Origin of the sequence: Gulosibacter molinativorax (genome assembly GCF_003010915.2) — a bacterium.
Classification (GTDB): domain Bacteria; phylum Actinomycetota; class Actinomycetes; order Actinomycetales; family Microbacteriaceae; genus Gulosibacter; species Gulosibacter molinativorax.
Window position 1 is genome coordinate 1,347,271 of the sequence record NZ_CP028426.1, and the last position, 22,571, is coordinate 1,369,841.

General features: G+C 66.3%; 15 protein-coding genes and 1 tRNA gene. 7 read left to right on the plus strand and 9 right to left on the minus strand.

What is annotated here, in order from left to right:
• Positions 1 to 32: 32 nt before the first annotated feature.
• From GMOLON4_RS06375 to GMOLON4_RS06385, 3 genes are all read right to left on the minus strand, one after another.
• Positions 33 to 106 (minus strand) — tRNA-Met (locus GMOLON4_RS06375).
• A gap of 79 nt (positions 107 to 185) precedes the next feature.
• The gene (locus GMOLON4_RS06380; protein WP_026936140.1) at positions 186 to 3,236 is read right to left on the minus strand and encodes a UPF0182 family membrane protein; all 3,051 of its coding nucleotides are present in this window, start codon (positions 3,234 to 3,236) and stop codon (positions 186 to 188) included.
• A 103-nt stretch (positions 3,237 to 3,339) separates the two neighbouring features.
• Positions 3,340 to 4,473: a YlbL family protein gene (locus GMOLON4_RS06385; RefSeq protein WP_035731997.1), complete on the minus strand. Its 1,134-nt coding sequence runs from the start codon at positions 4,471 to 4,473 to the stop codon at positions 3,340 to 3,342.
• A gap of 133 nt (positions 4,474 to 4,606) precedes the next feature.
• On the opposite strand from GMOLON4_RS06385, the gene GMOLON4_RS06390 reads away from it, so the two are divergent.
• Both GMOLON4_RS06390 and GMOLON4_RS06395 read left to right on the plus strand, forming a co-directional pair.
• Positions 4,607 to 6,016 (plus strand): zinc-dependent metalloprotease, encoded by a 1,410-nt coding sequence (locus tag GMOLON4_RS06390; protein WP_026936141.1) that lies wholly within the window; start codon positions 4,607 to 4,609, stop codon positions 6,014 to 6,016.
• 57 nt (positions 6,017 to 6,073) lie between these two features.
• The gene (locus tag GMOLON4_RS06395) at positions 6,074 to 6,946 is read left to right on the plus strand and encodes a hypothetical protein (protein WP_026936142.1); all 873 of its coding nucleotides are present in this window, start codon (positions 6,074 to 6,076) and stop codon (positions 6,944 to 6,946) included.
• Here GMOLON4_RS06395 and GMOLON4_RS06400 read toward each other — a convergent pair.
• Together GMOLON4_RS06400 and nudC are read right to left on the minus strand one after the other, a co-directional pair.
• Positions 6,828 to 8,597 (minus strand): ATP-dependent helicase, encoded by a 1,770-nt coding sequence (locus GMOLON4_RS06400; protein WP_084147344.1) that lies wholly within the window; start codon positions 8,595 to 8,597, stop codon positions 6,828 to 6,830. The two genes, GMOLON4_RS06395 and GMOLON4_RS06400, sit on opposite strands and share 119 nt — an antisense overlap.
• The gene (gene nudC, locus GMOLON4_RS06405; protein WP_035732000.1) at positions 8,578 to 9,516 is read right to left on the minus strand and encodes an NAD(+) diphosphatase; all 939 of its coding nucleotides are present in this window, start codon (positions 9,514 to 9,516) and stop codon (positions 8,578 to 8,580) included. The genes GMOLON4_RS06400 and nudC overlap by 20 nt, the downstream gene beginning before the upstream one ends.
• 79 nt (positions 9,517 to 9,595) lie before the next feature.
• Between nudC and GMOLON4_RS06410 the strand changes: the two genes are divergently transcribed.
• A complete protein-coding gene (locus GMOLON4_RS06410; RefSeq protein ID WP_051266320.1) occupies positions 9,596 to 10,828 on the plus strand; it encodes a phosphotransferase in 1,233 nt (410 codons plus the stop codon).
• Here GMOLON4_RS06410 and GMOLON4_RS06415 read toward each other — a convergent pair.
• Positions 10,825 to 14,178, minus strand: coding sequence for an ATP-dependent helicase (locus GMOLON4_RS06415; RefSeq protein WP_051266322.1), 3,354 nt, complete (start codon positions 14,176 to 14,178; stop codon positions 10,825 to 10,827). The genes GMOLON4_RS06410 and GMOLON4_RS06415 overlap by 4 nt on opposite strands.
• Entirely contained in the window at positions 14,175 to 17,450 is a 3,276-nt protein-coding gene (locus GMOLON4_RS06420) for a PD-(D/E)XK nuclease family protein (RefSeq protein WP_026936144.1), read from the minus strand. The genes GMOLON4_RS06415 and GMOLON4_RS06420 overlap by 4 nt, the downstream gene beginning before the upstream one ends.
• A 93-nt stretch (positions 17,451 to 17,543) precedes the next feature.
• On the opposite strand from GMOLON4_RS06420, the gene GMOLON4_RS06425 reads away from it, so the two are divergent.
• Together GMOLON4_RS06425 and GMOLON4_RS06430 are read left to right on the plus strand one after the other, a co-directional pair.
• Positions 17,544 to 17,762 (plus strand): DUF3107 domain-containing protein, encoded by a 219-nt coding sequence (locus tag GMOLON4_RS06425; RefSeq protein ID WP_026936145.1) that lies wholly within the window; start codon positions 17,544 to 17,546, stop codon positions 17,760 to 17,762.
• A gap of 2 nt (positions 17,763 to 17,764) precedes the next feature.
• Complete coding sequence (locus GMOLON4_RS06430) at positions 17,765 to 18,091, plus strand: hypothetical protein (RefSeq protein WP_026936146.1); 327 nt, start codon at positions 17,765 to 17,767, stop codon at positions 18,089 to 18,091.
• Between the two features lie 47 nt (positions 18,092 to 18,138).
• Here GMOLON4_RS06430 and GMOLON4_RS06435 read toward each other — a convergent pair whose 3' ends face one another.
• Complete coding sequence (locus tag GMOLON4_RS06435; RefSeq protein ID WP_026936147.1) at positions 18,139 to 18,765, minus strand: hypothetical protein; 627 nt, start codon at positions 18,763 to 18,765, stop codon at positions 18,139 to 18,141.
• A gap of 177 nt (positions 18,766 to 18,942) precedes the next feature.
• On the opposite strand from GMOLON4_RS06435, the gene GMOLON4_RS06440 reads away from it, so the two are divergent.
• Entirely contained in the window at positions 18,943 to 20,427 is a 1,485-nt protein-coding gene (locus GMOLON4_RS06440) for a DEAD/DEAH box helicase (RefSeq protein WP_026936148.1), read from the plus strand.
• 153 nt (positions 20,428 to 20,580) lie between these two features.
• Here GMOLON4_RS06440 and GMOLON4_RS06445 read toward each other — a convergent pair whose 3' ends face one another.
• Positions 20,581 to 21,438, minus strand: coding sequence for a PHP domain-containing protein (locus GMOLON4_RS06445; RefSeq protein WP_026936149.1), 858 nt, complete (start codon positions 21,436 to 21,438; stop codon positions 20,581 to 20,583).
• Between the two features lie 69 nt (positions 21,439 to 21,507).
• On the opposite strand from GMOLON4_RS06445, the gene GMOLON4_RS06450 reads away from it, so the two are divergent.
• Complete coding sequence (locus tag GMOLON4_RS06450; RefSeq protein WP_051266324.1) at positions 21,508 to 22,548, plus strand: endonuclease/exonuclease/phosphatase family protein; 1,041 nt, start codon at positions 21,508 to 21,510, stop codon at positions 22,546 to 22,548.
• Positions 22,549 to 22,571 lie beyond the last annotated feature (23 nt).

Genomic DNA, 22,571 nt, shown 5'->3' on the forward strand with positions numbered 1-22,571 from the left:
ATCGGGTTCCGGTGCCGCATCTGCGGTTTTCGTTGCGGGGGCAGGATTTGAACCTACGACCTCCGGGTTATGAGCCCGGCGAGCTACCGAACTGCTCCACCCCGCGGCACAAGAGATAACATTACCCGACGTTTACGAACTTGTCTAGTCGGCGTCAAAATCTCTTTGCCGCGAGGTCACCAAACCTACGGATTCAGCCGCGCCTCGGCCTCTGCGGCACGCTGCAGCGCCTCGGTCATCCGCGCATCCGCCTCGGCTGCGCCCACAAGGTCGTTGTTGGCGTAGGCGTCGGTGCGGTCCTGCAGCGCCTGGCTGGCGTCGTCGAGCGCGTTCTGAAGGTCGGTGTAGGCGTCACCCGAGCCTGCCGGCGGAGCGGTCGTCTCCGTCGGCGCGGTCGTTTCCGTCGGCGCGGGGGTCTCGGTAGCCGCAGGCGTTTCGGCCGGCGCAACCGACTCGGTCGGCACATCCGCTGGTGCATCCTCAGCCTGAGGCACCTCGACGTTCGGGTCCTGCATCACCTCGTCGATGTTGCCGTCACCGGCCTCTGCACCCGAGTCGCCCGCGAACAGCTTGTCAAGCGCCGCATCCAGGGTGTCTTCGAACGCGATCCGGTCACCGAAGGCGACGAGCACTCGGCGCAGCAGCGGGTAGCTGGTCTCACCAGTCGACTGCACGTACACCGGCTGGACGTAGAGGAAGCCCTCACCGACCGGCAGCGTGAGCAGGTTGCCTCGCAGCACCTGCGTTTGGCCACCGCGCTCAAGCAGGCTCAGCTGGTTCGCGACTGTCTCGTTCGAGTTGAAGATGTTCTGGACCTGACCGGGACCGTTGACCGAGTCGTTCTCGATCTCAAGCAGCGTCAGGGTGCCGTAATCCTCGGCGATCTCGCCATCGACGTTACCGGCGTTCGCGTTCGCCGACAGATATCCGGTCAGCACGTTTCGCGTACCCGATCCTGAAACCATCGGAATGAACGTCGAGTACAGCGAGAACGCGGGCTCCTGTCCAGGCATCTGCATGGTCAGGTAGTACGGAGGCTGACGTAGCTGCGCATCCGAGGATTCGGTCGGGTCAAGCGGCAGCTCCCAGGCGTTCGTCTGGTTGTAGTACTCGGCCGCGTCGGTCACGTGATAGGTCGAGAGGATCTCACGCTGCACCTTGAAGAGGTCTTCCGGGTACCGCACGTGGCTGAGGAGGTCACCCGACATTTCGGAGACCGGCTTCAACGTGTTCGGGAAGATCTTCTGCCAGGTCTGCAGGATGGGGTCTTCCGTGTCCCACGCGTAGAGTGTGACGCTACCGTCGTAGGCGTTCACCGTCGCCTTCACCGAGTTACGGATGTAGTTGACGGGCTTCGTCGGCAGAGTGGGGGCCGGGGTGTTCGAGTCGGCCGCGGCCTCCTCGATCGATACCTGCGTCGAGTACGGATATGCATCCGAGGTCGTGAAGCCATCGACGATCCAAACGAGCTGGCCGTCGACTACGGAGGCATACGCATCCGAATCAATCGTCAGATACGGGGCGGCAGCCTCGACGCGCTGAATCGGGTCACGGTCGTAGAGGATCTGCGACTCGGAGTTGATCGCGTCCGAGAGCAGGATCTGCTCCGACTGGAACTTGATCGCGTACACGAGGCGGTTGAAGAGGTTACCGAGCGATGGGCCACCGTCGCCGGTAAAGGTGGTGTACGTCTGCGAGGCGTCGCCTTCGCCCGAGATGTGGTCGAACTCCACCGGAGTCGAATCGGCCGGGGCGCCCACGATCGAATACGCGGGAGAGTTCTCACCAAAGTAGACGCGCGGCTCAAACTTCGGCAGTGCCTCGGCCTGCTGCGGCATACCGGATGCGAAGAACAGCGGCTGCCCGTCCGGGCCGCGCTGGTTGCCGTAGCCGGCGACGAGCCCGTAGCCGTGCGTGTAGACGATCGTCCGGTTCACCCAGGACTGCGCATCCGCGCCGAGACCGTCGACGTTGATCTCGCGAACTGCGGTCACCGCATCCTGCGTCTTGTCCTGGATCTGATAGCGGTCAACGTCGAGCTCGCCGGAGAACTGGTAGTACGCACGCTCCTGCTCGAACTGGGCGTAGGTCGGGCCCACGATCGAGGGGTCGAGGATGCGGATGTTCGCGGTCGTCTCGGCATCCTCACGAAGCTGGCCCGACTCGGCGGTCGTGACGCCGGCGTACGGCTGCACGTTGATCTCGCTGACGCCATAGGCGTCGCGCGTCGCGTCGATGTTGTTCTTGATGTACTCGGTCTCGAGCGACTGCTCGTTCGGTCCGACCTGCAGCTGCTGCACCGCCCACGGGTAGACCGCGCCGGCAACCAGACCGACGACGAGCAAACCCGCAACACCCACGACTGGGAGCGTCCAGCGACCCGCGATCGCGGCGAAAAAGAAGAGGAGCGCGACGATCACCGCGGCACCCGCGAAGATCGCGAGACCCGGGATGGATGCGTGCACATCCGAGTACAGCGCACCGGTCCACCGACCGTTCGACTCGGTCAGCGAGTTGTAGCGGTCGAACCAGAAGCTCACGCCCTGGCTCAGGACGAACAGGCCCGCGAGGATCGCGATCTGGATGCGCGCGGCCTTCGAGATGACGACCTCGCGACCCGTGACGCGGATGCCGCCGTAGAGGTAGCTCACCGCGACGGAGATGATGAGTGCGAGCAAGATCACCGCGCTCGCGAATGCCACGACGCCGCGCCAGAACGGCAGCTGGAAGACGTAGAACGCGATGTTGTTGTTGAAGACTGGATCCGAGTTCGTGAACGACGTCGCGTTGAAGAACTGAATCACCGTCTCCCACGACCCCGCCGTGCTGAGCCCAGCAAGCAAGCCGAGGAAGGCCGGAATCACGATGAACACGACCTTGCGAACCGGCTCGAGCGCGCGCTGATACTCGTTCAGCTGCTGCGAGAGCTTGGCGTACACCGGCCGGTTCCGATACGCGAGCTGCAGCACCAAATAGATGGGCGCTGCCATACCGATGAATCCGACCAGGAACATCACGGTCGTCGCGATCCACCGCGTATAGAGGACTTCCGAGTAGCCGAGCTGGTTATACCAAAGAATGTCGGCGTAGAACCCGGTGAACCAGAAGAAGACCAGGATCAGCGCGACGACAATGGCGATTGTTGCGGCGAGGGGGCCGAATCTACGGCCGCTGGTTTCTGATGACCCGGATGGCGGTTTGGCGGAACTTGGCTGTGGTGCTGCGGTAGAACTCACTGATTACCCGTCGTGCTCGAGAATGTAAGGTGCCGCACCGCGTGAAGTTCGTCGCACGGTGGCGGCGTTGCGGCAAGTCTACCCGGCGGGATGCGCCGCCAATTTACACCTGCGGCACGTTCGCGGCCAGCGCATCCTCACACGTGCGAATGCCGTCGAGCTGGTCCGTGCCCTCGGCCTTGACGGTCGCGAGTGCTTCGTCGAGGTCGGCGATCGCGTAGATCGGAATCTCGTCGGCGACGCTAGCCTGCAGCGCCTCCTGACAGTTGGCCTCTGGCGCGAGGAAATAGTCCGAGTCGATCTCCACAGCGGTGTGCACCTTCTGGCGGATGCCACCGATCGGCCCCACTGTGCCGTCGGCCGCCATCGTGCCGGTGCCCGCGATGCTCTCGCCCGAGGTGAGGTCGCCCTCCTCGAGCAGGTCGATCGTCGCGAGCGTGAAGATGAGTCCCGCGCTCGGTCCGCCCACGTCGCCGAGCTCGATGTCGACGTTGATCGGGAACTTGAAGCCGTCCTGCACCAGGATCCCGAGGATCGGGGTGTCGCTCGTGTCGGTCTTCTTCGGCGTGATCGTGACCGTCTGCGCTTTGCCGTCGCGCAACACGGTCACGTCGGTTGGCTCTTCGGTGAACGGCTCCGCCTGCAGCGACGCGTAGTCGGTGATGGTGCGATCCCCCACCGCGGTGATCACGTCGCCCTCGGCAAGAATGCCGTTCGCGGGGCCATCCTCGTTGACGCCCATTACCGTGAGCTCGGCTTCGACCTCGTACCCCTGCTCGGTGAGCGCGGCCGCGATCGCGGCGCCCTGCGACTGCGTCATCATCGCCGCGTTCTCCTCGCTGCGCTGCTCTGCCGTCACGCCGTCCGGGTAGTACGCCTCGATCGGCAGCACATCCTTGTCGGGCTGTAACCATGCCGCGGCCGCGGTAAACCAACTCGGCTGGTACTGCGGCGTACCCGTGACGTTGACCGTCATCACCGACAGCGTGCCCGCATCGGGGGCGATACGATCCGCGCCGTCGATGCTGATCACATCCACTTCCTGGGTCTCGCCCGCGTCGTCCTTAACCTCGGTCGTACCGAGCGCGTCGAACGACGGCCCGGGTGTGCGGATTACGTACGGTGAGGGCGAAAACGCCAGCACTACAAGCAGGACGAGGCCTACTGCCAAGAGGCTCAAGCCCACCCGCGTGCGCTTAGGTTTGGGTTTGGCTGCAGGCTCAGAAAATTGGCTCATATAAGGGGTCTTGGCTTTCGACAGAGGCGGGGATGCGCGTGAGTCCGCTATCAGTGAAATGGCCGCGCCTCGCGGCCGATGCACGGAACTCCAAAGCTACTCTAGAACCGACCCCCTGAGAGGAGTGGCGCTAATGAGCGACCAGGATACGCCCCGTAACAATGAGGGCAACCAACCTGACGACGAACTTCGTCGCATGCTTGAGCAGCTGCTCGGCGGCGGAATGATCAACCCCGACCAGCTCGCTGGCGTCGCGGGGCTGCCCGCCGACCCCCAGGCACTCTCTCAGATGCTGATGCAGCTGCAGCAGGCCATGCGCAACCCCACCGAGGGCATCAACTGGCAGGTCGTGCGCGACGCAGCGCGCCAGACTGCGGCCGAAAACCGCGAGGTATCGGCCGAGGAAGAAAAGGAATACGAGCAGGCATTTGGGCTCGCCCAGCTTTGGCTAACCGAAGTCACGACCGTGGGCTCAACGGTCCTCCCCGAGCAGCCGCGCGCGATCACGCGCTACGAATGGCTGAACCTCAGCCACGACACGTGGGCCGAGATCAGCGGTCCGGTGGCGGAGAGCATCTCGCGCGCCCTCGTCGACATGATCAACGAGCAGGCGCCCGAGGAATACAAGTCCATGATCAATCAGTCGCTGCCGATGGTGCGCTCCATCGGCCAGGCGATGTTCGGGATGCAGCTCGGGCAGGTCCTCGGCCAGCTCGCCAAGGAAGTCCTCTCCGGCGGCGACATCGGTATGCCCGTCCTCGAGCACGGCAAGGCGGCGCTTCTCCCCCAAAACCTCTCGTCGTGGTCCGAAGGCCTCGAGATCAAGCCCTCCGAGATCCTGCTGTACTTCGCGGTGCGCGAGCTCGCGCACGCCCACCTCTACATGCACGCCCGCTGGCTGCGCCTTCATCTCGTCAATGCCGTGACGGAGTTCGCCCGGGGAATCCGCATCGACACCGAGCAGATCGAGGACACCGTGCGCGGTATGGATGTCTCGAACCCGGAGGAGCTGAAGAAGGTCCTCCAGTCTGGGCAGCTCATCCCGCCGCGCACCCCCGAGCAGGAAATCGCGCTCGAACGCCTCGAGACGATGCTCGCGCTCATCGACGGCTGGGTCGACGTCGTGACGCAGGATGCGACCTCCCGCCTGCCAAACGCGGATGCGATCGCCGAGATGGTGCGTCGTCGGCGCGCGACCGGGAACCCCGCCGAGAAGGCATTCGGATCCCTCGTAGGCCTCGAGTTGCGCCCACGCCGACTGCGCGAGGCGACGAGCATGTGGCGGCTGGTCACCGAGAAGCTCGGCGCGGATGCTCGCGATGCGCTGTGGGACCACCGCGACGCCCTGCCGACCGGCCAGGACATCAGCGACCCGTTCGCCCTCGTCGAGCGGCTCAGCGGCTCGAGTGAAAACGTCATCACGGACGAACTCGATGACGAGCTCGCGCGCCTCCTCGGCGATCCAGACTCCTTCGGTGAGGCGCCGCAGGGTGGCGAGGATCAGGGCGACGCGGGTTCCGGCCACGAGAAACCACGCGGCTAGCGCGCGGATTGTGGATAACTCCGGTACCGAGTACCGGAGTTATTTCATGATGGAGGCGTGCGCTATCAACTGCCCGTCGGGGTCCCCGTCACCTGGTCGAGTTCGGCCGAAGTCCGCGTTGGCGGCAGCCACCTCGGTCGCGTCTTCCCCGACCACCCGGCGGTGCACGCGATGCTCGATGCGCTCAAGCTCGGCACCGACGAGAAATTCCTCCGCATCCTGGCGAAGTCCCACGGGCTAGGACGCGAGCGCGTCGATGCGGTCGTCGAGGGGCTCATCGCTATCTCGGTTCCGGTGACCGTGCCCACGACCGGTTCGCGACGCGTCATCGTACGAACGCCACCTTCCGCGGAGTCGTTCGCGCGCATTGTGGTGCGCGAGTTTGCTCGCCGCCACCACGGCACAGCGCTCGTCGGAGCCGATTCTCGCGATGGCCTCGATGCCGCAGACCTCGTCGTCGAGGTCGCCGAATTCGTTATTCCAACCCGCCGCTATCTGCCGCTGCTCGCCGCGGATGTGCCCCACCTCGCGCTGATCCGGGATATCGATGGCCTGCAGGTTGGGCCGCTCGTCGTGCCCGGCCAGACGCCGTGCCTGCGCTGCGATGACCTGTGTCGCTTAGCCGAGCATCCCGAGTGGCCAGCCGTCGCGACGCAACTCGTTGACTCCCCACCGGTCACGTTGCCCGCCGAGATCGACTGGCTCGGCGCCTTGCATGCGGGACTCATCGGCGGTGCCTACCTCGGACCGGGCGAGGATGCCCCACCCCTCGGCACGCGCCGAACGCTCATCCACCCAAAGACCGGCGAGGTCAGCGTGCTCCCGCGAAGTTTCCACGCTGGATGCGGTTGCCAAGTTCCGCCAAGTACCGAGACTGTGGCCCCACCGACTGCGGATACGAAAGGTACAGGTATTTCCGTGCTCGCGTGAGCGCGACGTAGAAGAGTCGCCGTTCCTCGTGGATATTCTCGGCCGTGACCGCCTGCGCGATCGGCATCCTGCCCTCCGCAAGCCCCGTCACGAACACCCGATCCCACTCGAGGCCCTTGGCGCCGTGCATCGTCGAGATCGTGACCGCCGCCACCTCGGGTTCGTGCTGATGCTTGGCCCGGCTCATGAGGTCGTTCGTGAACTGCTCGAGGGTGGTGCCCGGCGCGGCGCCGTCGGCGAGGCGCATGATGGCGTCGAGCGCACCCCACGCCTCGCGGGCCGGGCCCGCCTCGCGTGGCGGCTCGACCGTCCAACCGCGACCACGCAGGACGTCACTCACGGATTTGAAGAGCGGTCCCGCATCCTGGCTTGCCACCACCGCGGCGCGCAGGCCCGCCACCGCCGCGCGAACCTCGGGTCGCTTGAAGAACGGCTGCCCGCCGGCGACGCGATAGGGCACCCCGACGTTCTGAAAGGCCTGCTCGAGTGGTGCAGACTGGGCGTTCGTGCGCACCAAGACCGCGACCTGTGCGGGCTGCTCCCCGGCCGCGATCGCGTCGGCAACGCGCTGCGCGATGCCGCGCGCCTCCGAGAACTCGTCCGGGTACTCGAAGAGCTCGGGGAGCGGCGAACTCGTCTCGGTCTCGACCGCGCGCTCGAGCTGCAGGGCATGCGGGATGTGCTTCGCGAGCGAGTTCGCGACCGCGATGATCGGCATCGTGGAGCGGTAGGAGCCCTCGATCTTGACGGTGCGCGCATCCGGAAACTCGTGCCCGAAGTCGATCAAGTAGCGGTTAGTCGCGCCCGTGAACGAGTAGATCGTCTGGGCCGGATCGCCCACGACGCACAGGTCGCGGCGTTGCCCGAGCCACAGCGTCAGCAGCTTGTGCTGCAGTGGCGAGATGTCTTGGTACTCGTCGACCACGAAGAAGCGATACTGCTCGCGCACCTGCTGGGTGATCCAGGGTTCCGATTCGAGCATCCCCGCGGTCGCGAGCAGGATGTCCTCGAAATCGATGACGTGGCGATCATCCTTCACCTGCTCGTAGGCGCGGATCACCTCGACCGCCTGCTCCGGCTTCAGGCGTGCCGGAGGAGTGCGCGCCCCTGACTCGAGCGCCGCGGCGTACTGCTCATACGTGAGTTCGGAGACTTTGCGCCATTCGACGTCCTCCGCGATGTCCCGCACGTCGGTCGGATTGACCCGCAGCTTCACTCGCTCGGCCGCCTCGGCCACCACGCGCGACTTGGATGCGGAGATCTGCGGCATCTCGCCGCCGATGGCGTGCGGCCAAAAATAGCCGAGTTGCCGCAGCGCGGCGGAGTGGAAGGTGCGCGCCTGCACCGCGTGTGCGCCGAGCCGCGCGAGCCGGCCGCGCAACTCCCCCGCAGCGCGGTTCGTGAAGGTCAGCGCGAGCACGCGCTCCGGCGTGTACACCCCGGCCTGTACGCCGTAGGCGATGCGGCGGGTAATCGTGTGGGTCTTGCCCGTTCCGGGCCCGGCGAGGATGCACACCGGGCCCACGACCGACAGCGCGGCCTCGCGTTGCTGCGGGTTGAGGTCCGCGAGCAGACTCGCGCCTGCGCTTCGCGGGCTGGGCTCGGTTGAATCGCCGGGGAGGTCGCTCTCGCTAGTCGAGGGGGCCGCCATACCACTCCTCGATGATGGCTCGAGAAATCGAGATTCGAGGGGGCAGCAGGTCGATGTTCTCGCGGATTTCCTCGCGGGTGAACCAGCGCACCTCGGCGATCTCCTCGTTATCGGGCCGAACGGTTGCCGGGTCCTGCTCGGGGTCGAGCTCGCCGAGGAAGCCGATCATGACGCTCGCCGGGAACGGCCACGGCTGCGAGCCGAGGTACCGGTGGTTCACGATTCGCGCGCCGGCCTCTTCCATGACCTCGCGGGTCGCGGCCTGTTCGAAGGATTCGCCCGGCTCGACGAAGCCGGCGAAGGTCGAGTACCGCTTCGGTTTCCAGTTCACGTTCGCGCCGAGCAGGATGCGGTCGTCCTTGTCGACCACGCCGATGATGATCGCGGGATCCACGCGCGGAAACACCGGCTGCCCGCCGTCCTCGGGCCGCACGACCCAGCCGCCGTGCTCCATCGCGAGCCGCTCGCCCGTCAGCGGGGAGTGCTGGTGGTTGCGATGAAAATTACGGATGGCGAGCGCCTCCGCATACAGACTCGCGTCAGTGCGGTCGAGCTGCAGGCCGCTCTCGTTGAGCATCGGCCAGCGGTCCGCCTCGGGCTCGAGCTGGCTCGCCTCGAAATCCTCGATGGCGACGGCGACGATCGGCGTACCCGTTTCGTCAACGCGACCGTCCGGGTTCTCGCGGGGCTCGACGAGCTTGCCGAGGTAGATCGGGTCGCGATACGACGGCAGGTTCTTGTTCTCGCGCAGGTCGAGCGCGAGTCCCCCGCCTCGCGGAGCGACGAGCGCGGTGTCGCGCCGCTGCACGAGGATGCGCGTCCCCGGGTTCTCGAGGAGGCCATCCGCCGACTTGCGGCCGAGGTCATCACGGTCGATGCCGCTGAGGGCGAAGGGCAAGCGCTGCACGAAGTCATTCATATTCAAGCCATCATAGGTTCGCTCGCCTGCGCGGTGTGGCAGTTCCTCGATTCTCTGTCGGCCTCGTAGTCTGGCGCCTATGGGTGCGCACTATTTGGAGTTGGCCGGCTACGCGACCGCGGCGATTGACGACCTTGCCGTGGTGGGCGCGAACGAGTGGACCTTCGGCGCCAATGGCGACTACGACTCGGCCATCCTGCGCACGGCGGATGACCGGATGCTCATCGCCCGATGCCCCAACTCCGCCGCGGCCGCCGGCGAACAGGCCGCGATTTCGCGATCCCTCGCGAGCCTCACGCCGGGCCTTCGCAGCCGACTCCCGTTCACCATCCCAACCGAACTCGGTCGGCTCGACGGCGCCGACGGTCAGCTCGCGGTGTACGAGTTCATCCCGGGCACAACGTGTGACCGCGTGCGGCTTGAGCACGACTCTATGCTCGTCGCCGACATCGGTCGCGCCGTCGCCGCGATTCACTCGCTGCCGAGGCAGTACGTCGAGTCGGCCGGGTTGCCGGTGCAGAGCGCGAACGATTCGCGGGATGCGGTCGAGCAGCTGATGGCTAAGGCTCGCGACACGGGTCGGCTACCCGCCGCGCTCGATGACCGCTGGGGTGGCGCGGTTGATGACGTCAGCCTGTGGAGCTTCGTCCCGAGCGTAATTCACGGCTCGCTCGAGCGCGGCTCGTTCCTCACCAACGGTGCGGGCGTCGTAGGCGTGCTCGGGTGGGGCGACTTGCGCATCGGGGATCCCGCGCGCGACATGTCTTGGCTGCACGCCCTCGACGGCGCCGTCACCCGCGCGGTGTTCGACGAATACGTCGAGTCACGTGGTGCCACGGTCGACCGGCAGTTGCGGCAGCGTTCGACGCTCTACGCCGAGCTCGAGCTCGCACGCTGGCTCGTGCACGGCGTCGAGACCGGGAACGACGCGATCATTGCCGACGCCGAGCAGCTGCTCGACAGCCTCGTCAACCGCGTGCGCGCGCTCGAGCAGACGGAGCTGCGCCACGAGACGCTGCCTGTGCTCGATCTCGTCGAGGTACAAGAGCTGCTCGCGGACGCCGGCTCGAAGAATCGCCACCCCGAGCAGCGGCTTCTTCGGCCCGAGGACGCCGAGCATCCTTCGGGCGAACTGCAGCCGGGCGAGGACTTCGAGGGCGCCGACGGCTACGAGGCCGAGGAGCTCGACGAGGAATCGACCTTCGAATCCGACGACGAGCTGCACGCCGAGGTCAACGCCGAGCAGGAGGCCGGGAGCCGTTCCGACCACGATCTCGGCATCGACCCGGCCCTCCGCCCGCCGCGCGCCTAGCTCCGCGAAACCTTTCGCTGCGCATCCTCGAGCTTCTGGATGAGCGCCTCGCGGCTGAGCATGTCCTCGACCGTGATCTCCTCGTCGCTCGAGACGTAGTAGAGCGTTGCGCGGATGCGCTCGAGCGGCACGTCAAAGCCCGCCGAGTAGGCGTGCGCGTAACACATAAGCTGCAGCTCGCGGCCTTCGCGCTCGTCGGCGGAGCGGGGCGCACGACCGGTCTTCCAGTCGACGATCTCGACCTCCCCAGTTGCTTCGTCGACGTACACGGCGTCGAGCTTGCCGATGATCGTGTGGGCGCCGAGCGGGCTGTTGATCGCCAGCTCGACCGCGCTCGGCCGCTTACCGTCCGCCGCGAACCGGCTGCGTAGGAACGTCGCCTTGAACTGCTCGAGGCGCTCCCGGTCGGCCTCGCCCGCGGTCGTGAGTCCCGCATCCGCCCGGTCTTCGTCGTCGAGATCAGCACCCTCGAGGGTGGCGCCGCCACCACCGACGTCCGTATAGAGCGACTCGACCCAGCTGTGGAACAGGTTGCCGATGAGCGTCGCGCGGAACGGTTCCTGCGGCATCGGGCGACGCCGCTGGCGCGCGATCGCGACCGGGTCGTCGAGGAGGTCGTGCAGCAGGGATGCGCCGAATCGCTCGGGCAGCCGCAGCTCGGCCTCGTCGTCACCCGCGTCGCGCTCGGCGAGCAACAGGTCGATGAGCGGGTCAAAGGCGTGGCTTCCCGAGGGTTCTGCCGCCTGCCCTTGAGCCGCGAGTTCCACGACGCGTTCGCCCGCGGCACGGAGCCGCGCGAGTCGCGGCGCGGCCATCGGCGGCCGCGGCCAGACCTGATACTTGCCGCCCTCGTTGGGATTGACCGCGAGGGTGTCGTTGATTTCCGCACGCTCGTCTGCCGTCTGAGCCGCGGTAAACACGACTCGTTCGTCGTCGATGAGCGCGTATGGCTCGCTGCCGGGCGGGCACGCGAGGGTCACGTCGCCAACTATTTCGTGGAAGAAAGGCGAGGGGAAAAACGGTCGGGAGTTGCGACCGCGCCAGCGTGCACCGGTCAGCATCAGCCGCGAACGGGCACGCGTGACGGCCACATAGGCGAGCCGGCGGTCCTCGTTCAACGAGTGAATGCGCTTCTGCGTCGCGAATGACGGCCGCTCGCCTACCGGGGGTGGCAGCACGCGGGTCTTGTTCTCGTTCAGCTCGTGCTTGATCTCGTCCAGGGTTTCGGCGTGCTCCCAGTCGAACTGCGGGAGGTCGCGGTGGTCGTCGCGGAGCTCGTAGGGCAGTGCATCCGAGGGAATCCATGTCGAGCTTCCTGATGAGCCTGGCAAGACCTTATCGTTCAGCTGCGGGATCGAGACGTAGTCCCACTCGAGCCCCTTCGCCGAGTGCATCGTCGTGAGCTGTACGACACCCTTCTTTTCGGCGACCTCCGTGACCTCGGCGTGCTTGTCGTCGCGCTCGGCGAGATCAACCCAGTCCAGGAACTCGTGGATGTCAGCGCTCGGGTTCGCCGCCGTGTAGCCCGCCACCGCGTCGACATACGCCTCGAGATTCGCGCGGCCGACGGCTCGGCTCGGGTTCGCGACTGTCTCAATATCGAGCCGCGCCCGGCGAATCGTGAAGTCGACCAGGTCGGTGAGCGGCAGCGTGAGCCGGATGCGCACCTCGTGGAGGAGCTCGGCCGCTTCCCGCATCCGCGCCTCGCCCAGCTCGCTGAGGCCCCACTCACGGAAGGCACCCGGCTTCGAGCTGCGCACCACGTCCAGGGCGTCGACCAGGCTTTCGCCGCGGTCCTCCGTCTTGGCGTCGCTCCGTTCCACGGCAATGCGCTCCTTGGAAAGGGGTCTGCCATCAGCGTCGCGCTTCGCTTCTCGCCGCGCGATCGAATTCAGCGCCACGATGTCCGCGAGGCCCACCTCGAATTGCGCGCCCACGAGCAATCGAATCAGCTCGTTCCCTGCCTGCTCGTCGGCGGCGGCTCGGAGGATCGAGTTGAGGTCGACGATCTCGGGCGTGCTAAACAGTCCCCCGAGCCCGAGCACCTGGAACGGCACATCCGCGTCACCCAGCGCCTTCGCGATGATGGCCATGTGGGACCTCGCGCGGACGAGCACCGCGGCCGTGCGGTCTTTGCCAGCCTCGTCCTCGACGAGCAGCCCCCTGAACCATCCCGCGATGTGCGCCGCCTCGTCTCCATCCGTCAGCAGATACTCGTGTTCCACGGTGCCTTGTCCGGCGCCCGGCCGCGGACCAAGTTCCTTCGCGCCGATCGCCTCGGGCAGAGGCGCCGCGACCCGGTTGGCAGCCTCGAGGATGCGCTCGTCATTGCGCCATGACACCGACAGTTCGAACCGCTGCCCGCGGCGCGTGCCGTAGAAGTCGTCACCGAACCGCTTCATATTGGCGGCACTCGCGCCCCGCCACCCGTAAATCGACTGCTTCGGGTCCCCGACCGCCATAACGTTGTGGCCTTTGAACAGGTTCGAGAGGAGTCGGATCTGCCCCACCGAGGTGTCCTGGTACTCGTCGAGGATGACCACTTCGGCCTGTTCGCGTAGCTCCCCCGCAATCGATGGATCGAGCTCGAGAATCTCTGCGGCGGTCGCCACCTGATCGCTGAACTCCACGACACCAGCGTCTCGCTTCCGCGCCTCGTACCTGTCCGCAATACCGGCGTAGAGCTTCAGTCGCTCGAGACGCTCCAAGATCTCGTCTGTCGCTTTCGTCGTGCGGCCGGGCAGCGTCGGGAGCCGCTCGAGAACGGGATCAACGCGAATCCGGACCTCAGCCGCGTCGAGCCGCATCTCGCGCATCCCGCGAGCGATGCTGAGTGCGACCCCGGCCATGTGGCCGACCGACGGCTTGTCGAATGAACGTAACGCCGCGTCGTCGTGCTCGAGCAGCGTCTGGCGCATCAGCGAGAACGCTCCGGGCTCGTCGAGCAGGACGGCATCCGGGTCGCGGCCGACGAGCAGCGCGTACTGCGAGTAGATGGCATTCGCGTAGGAGTTATACGTCGACACCTGCGGCATGTCGAACTCGTCGATGGTGATGAGCTTCGCCGACCGCAGGCCGTCGAGACCCGTTTCGATGCGTTCTTGCAACTCGCCGGCGGCCTTTCGGGTAAAGGTGAGGCCAAGGATCTGCTGCGGCGCGATCTGCTCGTTCGCGATGAGCCACAGGATGCGGAGCATCATCGTCTGGGTCTTGCCGCTTCCGGCACCCGCGACGACGAGCGCCGGATCGAGCGGCGCCTCGATGATGGCCTGCTGCTCCTGCGTGGGCAGGTAGAACTTTCCGTCCGTCGACAGGGCACGGGCGATGTCTTCGTGGGTTACGCGGCTCATTCGGTCACCTCGGCAATCGCGTGGATGTGGCAGTTTCGGTTGTTCGACAGGCAGTGCTTGTCGTGATCGGAAAGGTAGGTCGGCGGGGCGTCGAGGTCGGGGTCAAGGCCCGCCATCGGGAAACCTGCCTCGCCGAGTGCGGCGTCGAGGAAGTTGTCCTCGACGAGGTCAAGCTCGTCCGCATCGAACGCATTCTGCTCGGCGAGCGACCAGAGCTCCTTCTTCGCCGGAATGCGCGGGAAGAGCAACGCGGCGGTTTCCACCTTGATTGCCCCGGCTTCCTCGGGGAGGACGCCCTCTCGATGTGCGAGCTGATAGGCGCGCAACTGACGGTTCTCAAAGAGCTTTTCCTTCGAGGGCTTCGTGGCGCCCGTCTTGATGTCGATGATCCGCAGGCCGGCCTCCGTCGCTTCCATCCGGTCGATTCGCCCGGACACCGTGACCTCGGCGCGCACACCGGAATCCAGTTCGCGCTCGAGCAGAAATCGGAAGGCGTACTCGTTCGCGATCACCTCGGAGCCGTCACGCCGCAGATATGTCCAGAGCGACTCGGCGGCGTCGCGCACCGTCTTGGCTTGGATTTCCTCGACCCAATCTGCGTCGAAGTTCATTTCGCGCAGCTTCGCCTCCGCAAAATCCATCATCTCGACGCGGTCCGCGAACGCGGCCTCGCGTTCTGCCGCGAGGTGCAGGATGTTTCCAATCGTCATCGCGTCGCTCGGGGCGCTGCCCGAGTATTGATCGAGGAACCAGTTCACCCCGCATTCGAAGAAGCTGTCGATGCCCGAGGGATAGAGCTGCAGTCGAAGCACGCCGTCCTCGCTCTGCTCCAGCGGTGCAACGGTCGATCGGCCTCGCACCCCGAACCAGGAGTCGGGGTGCGCGCCCGTCACCCCGGCTTCAGAGAGCCGAGCGAGGGCGTGTTCGCTCGCCTCGTGGGACGCGGAGTCCACCGCGATGTCCCGCCGCAAAACCGCGACGAGCCCCTCGAGGGTGAGCTGCGCGTACCCGAACTGCTCGGTGCCTCCAAGGGCGAACTGGCTCGGGAGATCCTCAAGCCTGAGCGTGTGCAGGTATCGCGAGGGCTGCGTGTCCTCTCCCGAGGTCGCGGTCACGAGGATGCGCTCACTCGCCTTCGACAGCGACGCCGTGAGCATCCGTGTCTCATCGTTCAGTACCTCCGCACGACGGTCGATGATGCTCAGCGGCGCCTCGCCGCGGGCCTCGTCGAGCCGGCCGGCGCCGAGGAGCGAGTCGCGCACCTTGAGGTTCGGCCAGACGCCCTCGTTGACGCCTGCGACCACGACGACCCGCCACTGCCTCCCCACGGCGCCGGCGGGCGTCGTGAGCGCAACCGCGCGGCGCCCGGAGGGACCGGCGAGTGAGTCATCCACCACGGAGTCGCGCTGCCACTCGGCGAGGAACGCGGCGAGGGATGCGTGGGGCTCGCGCTCGACGAAGCGCTTGGCGCGGTCGAACAGCACGGTGAGGGCGTCGAGTCGCCGGTTCATCGCGACAGCCCCGGAGTCGTTCCCGAGCGCGATTTCCTGCCACTTCTTGGCCCGGGCATCATCGCGCCACGCCTCGTAGAGAGCGGTGTCGATCGGATCGCCGTCGCGTAGTCGCCCCATCATGCGGGTGAGGACTTCCGCCACGCCGCGGATCGCGCGGGCCCCGAGCCAGCCGTGGGACTCGGCGAGCTGCGTCAGCGTCGCCTCGCCGATCACATCCGCTTCACCCCGGAGGCGTGCGTTGACCGTGTCCGTCATCACCTGCGCCCCCGAGCGCCCCTCCCCCTCGAGATCGGCGAGGTAGTGGGCCCGGCGCATCCGCCGAAGCTCGAGCGGGTCCAGCCCGAACAGCGGCGAGCGAAGCACGGACTGCAGCACTTCGGGGGTGATCGAGCCTGCGACCGCCGCCTCGCCGAGCGCGATGATCGCGCGGACGGTCGCGTCCTCAGCTGCCGGCAGCGGCGTCGACGTCGAGGTTGGAATCCGTGCCCGGTCAAATGCCCGCGCGAGGCTCGGCAGCCGCGCGCCGCTGCGGGTGATGACGGCCATGTCGTCCCAGGCGACGCCCTCGAGCAGATGCAGCCGGCGCAGGTAGCCGGTCAAGACCGCGAGTTCCTCAACCTCGCTCGGCGTAATCGCCTGCGCCGCGATCGGCGTGTCGTCGGTGGCACTCTCGGAGGCGTCGGTCGCCGCAGAGGGCGACTGACGCTGGGTTCCCGCGAGCGCGCTGCCGAGGCCGGCGCTCGCGCGCTGTACGACGCCGCGGAGGGTCGGGCCGTGGCGGTGCACCGCCTCGAGCACGACTCGCTCCGGCGCTGCCTCACCCTCACCGCGCCAATTCACCGCAAGATTCGCGCGGCCGCCGTGGAAGGCACCCGTGGCGATGTCGGGCTCGCCGAAGGTGACGATTTGCGCCCCCTGACGCTCGAACGCGCGAATCAGCCGGGCGGCCGGCTCGGTAAGCTCCTGCGAGTCATCGACGACGACGAGCCGGACTTCATCGAAGACGCGTCGTTCCAAGCCTGCAGCATCACGCTCCAGCAGAATCTGCGCTGCCTCGCTCAGTGCCTGCGCCGAGTCAAAGGCTCCCTCGTAGGCCTGATCGAGGACATCGAAATACTGTTGCGCCAGCTGTGCCGCGCCGCCCCACAGCATGCGGTGCCGGGTGCCGGCCGCCGGCTCGCTCTCGGGTGACAGCGCAAGGGCGGCGAGCTCAACCGGCGAGATACCATCCTCGACCATGCCGGTGAGCAGTGCCCGCATCTCGTCCCGGAAACCGCGCAGCTCGAGCGTCTCGGGCCTGAACCAGTCCGGCCACTGTGACTGTGCCCGGAACGCCGCGCCCGGGGCTTCCGGGTCGAGCAGGCCGGCAATGAGATCGGCCAGGATGTCGTCCTGCTGCGAGCCCGTGAGTAGTTTGGGCGCTGGCTGCCCGAGCCGCGCGTGCTCGGCCGCGATGATCTCAATTGCGATCGATGCTGCGGTGCGGCCGAGCGTGCCGCCCGAGGCCGCAACCCGGACGCGTTTTTCGAGCCGGTCGCGTAAGTCGGCGGCGAGCTTACGATTCGCCGCGATCGCGAGGATCTGTTCGGGCCGGTAGCCGTCGGCGATTCGCTGCGCCACGAGTTCGATCAGCGTCGAAGTTCGCCCAGACCCTGGGGCACCGATGACCGCCAGAGACTTTCCGGGGGCCGCCTCGACGATTCCCTGTTGGCTCTCATCAAGGTCAAAATCGCGGCCGGTCCTACTCTGTTCGCTCATGGCCCAAATCTATCGGCAGCCTCCGACATGATTCTCGAATCGCGGTCGGTAGGCTGGTGCTCTACCGCCCAAGACCTAGTGAAAGGTGCGCCTGTGGAAATTCGTATTGGCGTTGAAAACTCGCCCCGCGAGATCAGCTTTGAGTCCAACCAGTCTGCCGCTGAAGTTGAGAAGATCGTGACCGACTCGCTCGAGTCCGGTGTCGCCCGCTTCGTCGATGACCGGGAGCGCGTCATTCTCGTAAACTCCGCCAAGATCACCTTCGTCGAGATCGGCGAAGAGTCGCAGCGCCGCATCGGGTTCGTCGCGTAGCGATGGAGTTGCTTTTCGTCGGGCTGTACAGCCTCGCGATCGCGCTCGCTGCCTCGGCCCTCGCGAAGCCTCGCGAGATGGTCGGCCCGGCGTTCATCCCCGCGATCGGAACCGCCAGCGGCCTCGCATTCTGGGCGATCGCGACGTGGCTGCTGAAGGTACCCGCGTTCTCGTGGCTTTCCTATGACCGCGGCGTCATCTGGGTGCTGCTCGTCTTCGTCGTGGCGGCCGTGTCGGTTTCGCTCGCCCTGACGCTTCCGCGCAAGCGCAAGGCGGAGGACGACGAGTTACTCGATCGCCTCAGCCACGCCGGGGCCTCGGTGCTCTAGCTCGCGCTCACGTAAAGTCGCACGTAGCGACCACCCGCAAAGCGGGGCTACGCCGCGAGCGCGAGTGCGTTCATCCGCCGCGAATGCTGCGCGAACAGTTCGGTGACCATCGCCTCGACGATCTGATCGGCTCCGTCGATCACGTCGTCGGGGCTTTGTCCTGCCTCCACACCGACAATACGGCGCGACCATAGGACGGCGGCTCCGGCGATGCGCCGACCCCACATGGCGATGCGATCGTCCAGGGTGGTGTCCAGATCGAAGAGCGTCTTGAATACCGCAACGAGCGATTCCTGGCCTTCATCCCAGCCGAGCAAGTCGTCCAGCTCGCTGCCGCCCCAGTGCCGCAGCGCATCCTCAATAAATCCCGCGTTGAGGTACACGCTGAACAGCTGTTCGTGCTGGTCTCGGCCGCGGGTCTCGCGCCAGAGGTCGGCGAGCAGCGCATCGAACTTCGCATGGGGCTCTACGCCCTCGCTCTCCCGAGCGCGATCTGCCAGACCCGTATAGAGGTCTGCGGCATTCCCCACCTCGAGCGCGACCGACAGCGACGCGTATTCCTCGCGAAGCGCATCCAGTTCTCGTTGGATGCTGATGAGCGCTCGGGCGGCGAAGATACGGAGCTCGCTCGTGGCGGGAACGAGCGCGGCATAAATCTCTGTTTCGCGGGTCACAGGCCCATCCTACGCAGTTTGCACAGGCAGTTATCGGCTACCCATTGCCGGGTCAAAAGGAGCCCACAGGGTACGCTGATTACTTATTGCCGCAGATGGCACTTGCGCGCCCACGGTAAACGGGCGCCACTTCCAACACATTTCATTTGGCATTCCCGTAATTGTTAGGCGTATTTTTTGGTTACTTTCTCCGAACTCGGAATTGATTCCGACATCGTCGAGGTCCTGTCGGAAAACGGCATCACCGAAGCATTCCCCATCCAGGCCGAGACCATTCCGATCGCCCTGCGCGGCCAGGACATCATTGGCCAGGCGAAGACCGGTACCGGTAAGACCCTCGGTTTCGGCCTCCCCCTGTTGCAGCGGCTTGGTGCGAACCCCGAGCCGGGCGTGCAGGCGCTCGTCGTGACGCCCACCCGCGAGCTCGCGGTGCAGGTGCACGAGGACCTCAAGCTCGCGGCCTCGAAGCGCGGCACAACCGTCGTGCCGATCTACGGCGGCAAGGCGTATGAGGAGCAGATCGACCGGATCAAGGACGGCGCGCAAGTCATCGTCGGCACCCCCGGCCGGCTGCTCGACCTGATGAACCAGCGCATCCTGACCCTCAAGAACGTCAAGGAAATCGTCCTCGACGAGGCCGACCGGATGCTCGACCTCGGCTTCCTGCCCGACATCGAGCGCATCTTCCAGGCGGTTCCCGCCGTGCGCCACACGATGCTCTTCTCGGCGACGATGCCCGGCCCCATCCTGAATCTTGCGCGCCGGTTCATGTCGAACCCCGTGCACATCCGCATCACCGACCCGAATGAGGGCGTGCTGCAGTCGAACATCAAGCACCTCGTCTACCGCGCGCACCCGCTCGACAAGGATGAGATGATCGCGCGCATCCTGCAGGCCGAGGGGCGCGAGAAGGTCGTCATCTTCATGCGCACGAAGCGCGCCGCCGCGAAGCTCCTCGAAGAACTCAAGGACCGTGGCTTCAAGGCCGCCGCCGTCCACGGCGACATGGATCAGAGCCAGCGCGAGCGGTCGATGACCCAGTTCCGCGAGGGCAAGAAGGATGTGCTCATCGCCACCGACGTCGCCGCACGCGGCATCGACGTCGATGATGTCTCGCACGTGATTAACCACTCGATTCCCGAGGACGAGAAGACGTACCTCCACCGCGTAGGCCGCACCGGTCGTGCCGGGCGCACGGGCATTGCGGTGACGTTCATGGACTGGGAGGACCAGACCCGCTGGACGCTCATCGCGAAGGCTCTCGAGCTGCCCGACTCCGAACCGGTCGAGACCTACTCGTCCTCGCCGCACCTCTTCGCGGACCTCGGCATCCCCGAGGGTACGAAGGGTCGCCTCCCCGGCGCGACCACTCGCGGTAAGGATGCGCCGCCCAAGGAAGCCGGCGAGGGTTCCGGCGAGCGCTCGAACGGCAGCAGGTCGCGGTCCCGCTCGCGCAGCCGTCGCCGCAGTGAATCGGCGCAGCCCGCCTCGCCGGAAACGCAGGACGGAAATGAGTCGACGGCGAATGGCGACTCGGCCGAGGCCGCGGACGCCGAGCGCGCACCCCGCAAGCGTCGCCGCCGTCGCCGTGTCTCGGGGTCGTCGCAGGGTTCCGCTCAGCGAGATTCGGCGGCTTCGGAGGCTTCCGCTTCCGAAGAGTAGGCGGAAGCCGGCTTCGATACGGCGCTTCGCGCCTACTCAGCCATCGCTGCGGCGCAATCGCTCAGCTACCGTCGCGGTGCTGGGCGCCTACTCGGGCATCGCCAGGGCGCTAGTCGGGCATCGCCAGGGCGCCAGCACACAGCATTCGCGCGCTTAGCGCGCCTGCGTGTCCGTCGCGCGATCGAGGATGCGCTGCAACTGTTCCGGCTCGGTGGAGTTCTCCCCGAGCCGGTTCGGTTTTCCGTCACCGTGATAGTCGCTCGAACCGGTGATGATCAGGTCGTACTTCCGCGCATACCTGTGCAGCAGCGCGCGGTTCTCCTCGTCATTCTCGCGGTGGTAGATCTCCACTCCGTCGAGCCCGGCCTCGACGAGCTGGGGGAACATTCCATCTCGGAGACCGCCGCGGCCTCGGCTACCGGGATGCGCGAGCACCGCGACGCCCCCCGCATCCTTAATCAGTCGGATCGCCTGCACCGGATGCGGGGCGTGGTGTGGCTGGTAGTAGCCGCCCTGCCAGTGCAGAATTCCCGCGAAGGCTTCGTTGCGGTCGGAGACGATGCCCCGGCGCACGAGCGCGTCGGCGATGTGCGGACGCCCGATCGTCGCTCCGGCCTCCGATTCGTCCAGCACGTCCTCCCAGGAGATCGGGAAATCCATCCCGATGCGCTCGACCATTCGCTCCGCTCTCGTGAGCCGGCTCTCGCGAACCCTGGTCATGGTGTCGCACAGCGGCCGGTTCTCCGGGTCGACGAGGTAGCCGAGCATGTGCACCGATGCTCGCTCCACCTGGGTCGAAAATTCCAGGCCCGGGATGAACGTCAGCCCGAGATCCACTGCGGCCGACGCCGCCTCGTCCCAGCCGTCGAGGGTGTCGTGGTCGGTCAGCGCGATCGTGCCGAGGCCCGCATCCGCCGCCGCCCGCATCACGGTCGCCGGTGGCTCAGTCCCGTCCGACACATTCGAGTGCGTGTGCAGATCGATCGGCAGATCCGCGGGAAAACCAGTCATACCTCAGCATCCTAGGCCCGCGGCGATTGTTCAGGGTTTTTCAATCGATGCGGTTAAGGTGGGGCGGTCATGCCATCACGAAAAAAGATCTCACCCGCCTGGGCAATTTTCGGCACCATCTTCGGGCTCGCCGTGTTCATCGCAGGGGCGGTGTTCATCTGGCCGCAGTGGTTCGGTCTCCAGCGCGAGCTGCTGATCAGCCAGGCGATCTCTTTCCGACTCGTGATCCTCATCGGCATTGCCGCAGCGCTCGTGGTTGTGTTGCTCATCCTGCTGACCTCGCGCCGCATCCGGGCACTGTTTGCTGGCACCGCGATTGCCCTCAGCATCCTGCTCTTGGCGGGCGGCTTCAACTACCTCAGCCGTGGCATCTCTCCCGCGACGCCCGCGACCGGCGCGGAGGAGGCGATCCGTGTGCTCGCTTGGAACACGCTCGGCAACGAGCCCGGCTCCCCCACGATCGCGCAGCTCGCGCTCGATTACGACGCGGATGTGATCATGCTGCCCGAGACGACGCAGGACATGGGCCTGGAGATCGCGGGTCTCCTCAAGGAGCAGGGCAAGCCCATGTGGGTCATCTCGAACACGGGCGCACCCGGTTATCGCGCTGCGGAGACGACGCTCCTGATTTCCGCCGACCTCGGCGAATATCAGATCAATATGGAGTACGGCGACACCTCGGCCCTCGCCACCGTCATCGCCGAGCCGGTGGACGGCGACGGCCCCCGCTTCGTCGCGGCCCATCCCATCGCACCGACGCAGGAATACATGGAGCAATGGCGCAGTGACCTCGAGTGGCTGTCCACCATTTGCGAGGGCAACACGATCATGGGCGGCGACTTCAACGCGACGCTCGACCACATGTCGGGCCTCGAGAACCCGGATGCGCCTGGCGCCGACTTCGGCGCGTGCCGCGACGCCGCGCAGGATCTCGGTGGGGCGTCGATGGGCACCTGGACAAGCGGTCGCCCGCCGCAGTTTGTGCCCGCGATCGATCACGTGATGTCGACCGAGCAGTGGGAGACCACCGGTTTCGAGGTCATCCAGCGCGAAGACCGCGCGGGTTCCGACCACCGCCCGGTGTTCGCGGAGCTCACCCCGGTGTCGTAGCACCCGCCTCCCAACGACCTCTG

Bases quoted from the DNA above. Each gene is read 5' to 3' on its own strand.
- GMOLON4_RS06385 (WP_035731997.1), bottom strand. From the start codon at position 4,473: ATGAGCCAATTTTCTGAGCCTGCAGCCAAACCCAAACCTAAGCGCACG.
- GMOLON4_RS06390 (WP_026936141.1), top strand. From the start codon at position 4,607: ATGAGCGACCAGGATACGCCCCGTAACAATGAGGGCAACCAACCTGAC.
- GMOLON4_RS06400 (WP_084147344.1), bottom strand. From the start codon at position 8,597: ATGGCGGCCCCCTCGACTAGCGAGAGCGACCTCCCCGGCGATTCAACC.
- nudC (WP_035732000.1), bottom strand. From the start codon at position 9,516: ATGAATGACTTCGTGCAGCGCTTGCCCTTCGCCCTCAGCGGCATCGAC.
- GMOLON4_RS06410 (WP_051266320.1), top strand. From the start codon at position 9,596: ATGGGTGCGCACTATTTGGAGTTGGCCGGCTACGCGACCGCGGCGATT.
- GMOLON4_RS06415 (WP_051266322.1), bottom strand. From the start codon at position 14,178: ATGAGCCGCGTAACCCACGAAGACATCGCCCGTGCCCTGTCGACGGAC.
- GMOLON4_RS06420 (WP_026936144.1), bottom strand. From the start codon at position 17,450: ATGAGCGAACAGAGTAGGACCGGCCGCGATTTTGACCTTGATGAGAGC.
- GMOLON4_RS06430 (WP_026936146.1), top strand. From the start codon at position 17,765: ATGGAGTTGCTTTTCGTCGGGCTGTACAGCCTCGCGATCGCGCTCGCT.
- GMOLON4_RS06445 (WP_026936149.1), bottom strand. From the start codon at position 21,438: ATGACTGGTTTTCCCGCGGATCTGCCGATCGATCTGCACACGCACTCG.
- GMOLON4_RS06450 (WP_051266324.1), top strand. From the start codon at position 21,508: ATGCCATCACGAAAAAAGATCTCACCCGCCTGGGCAATTTTCGGCACC.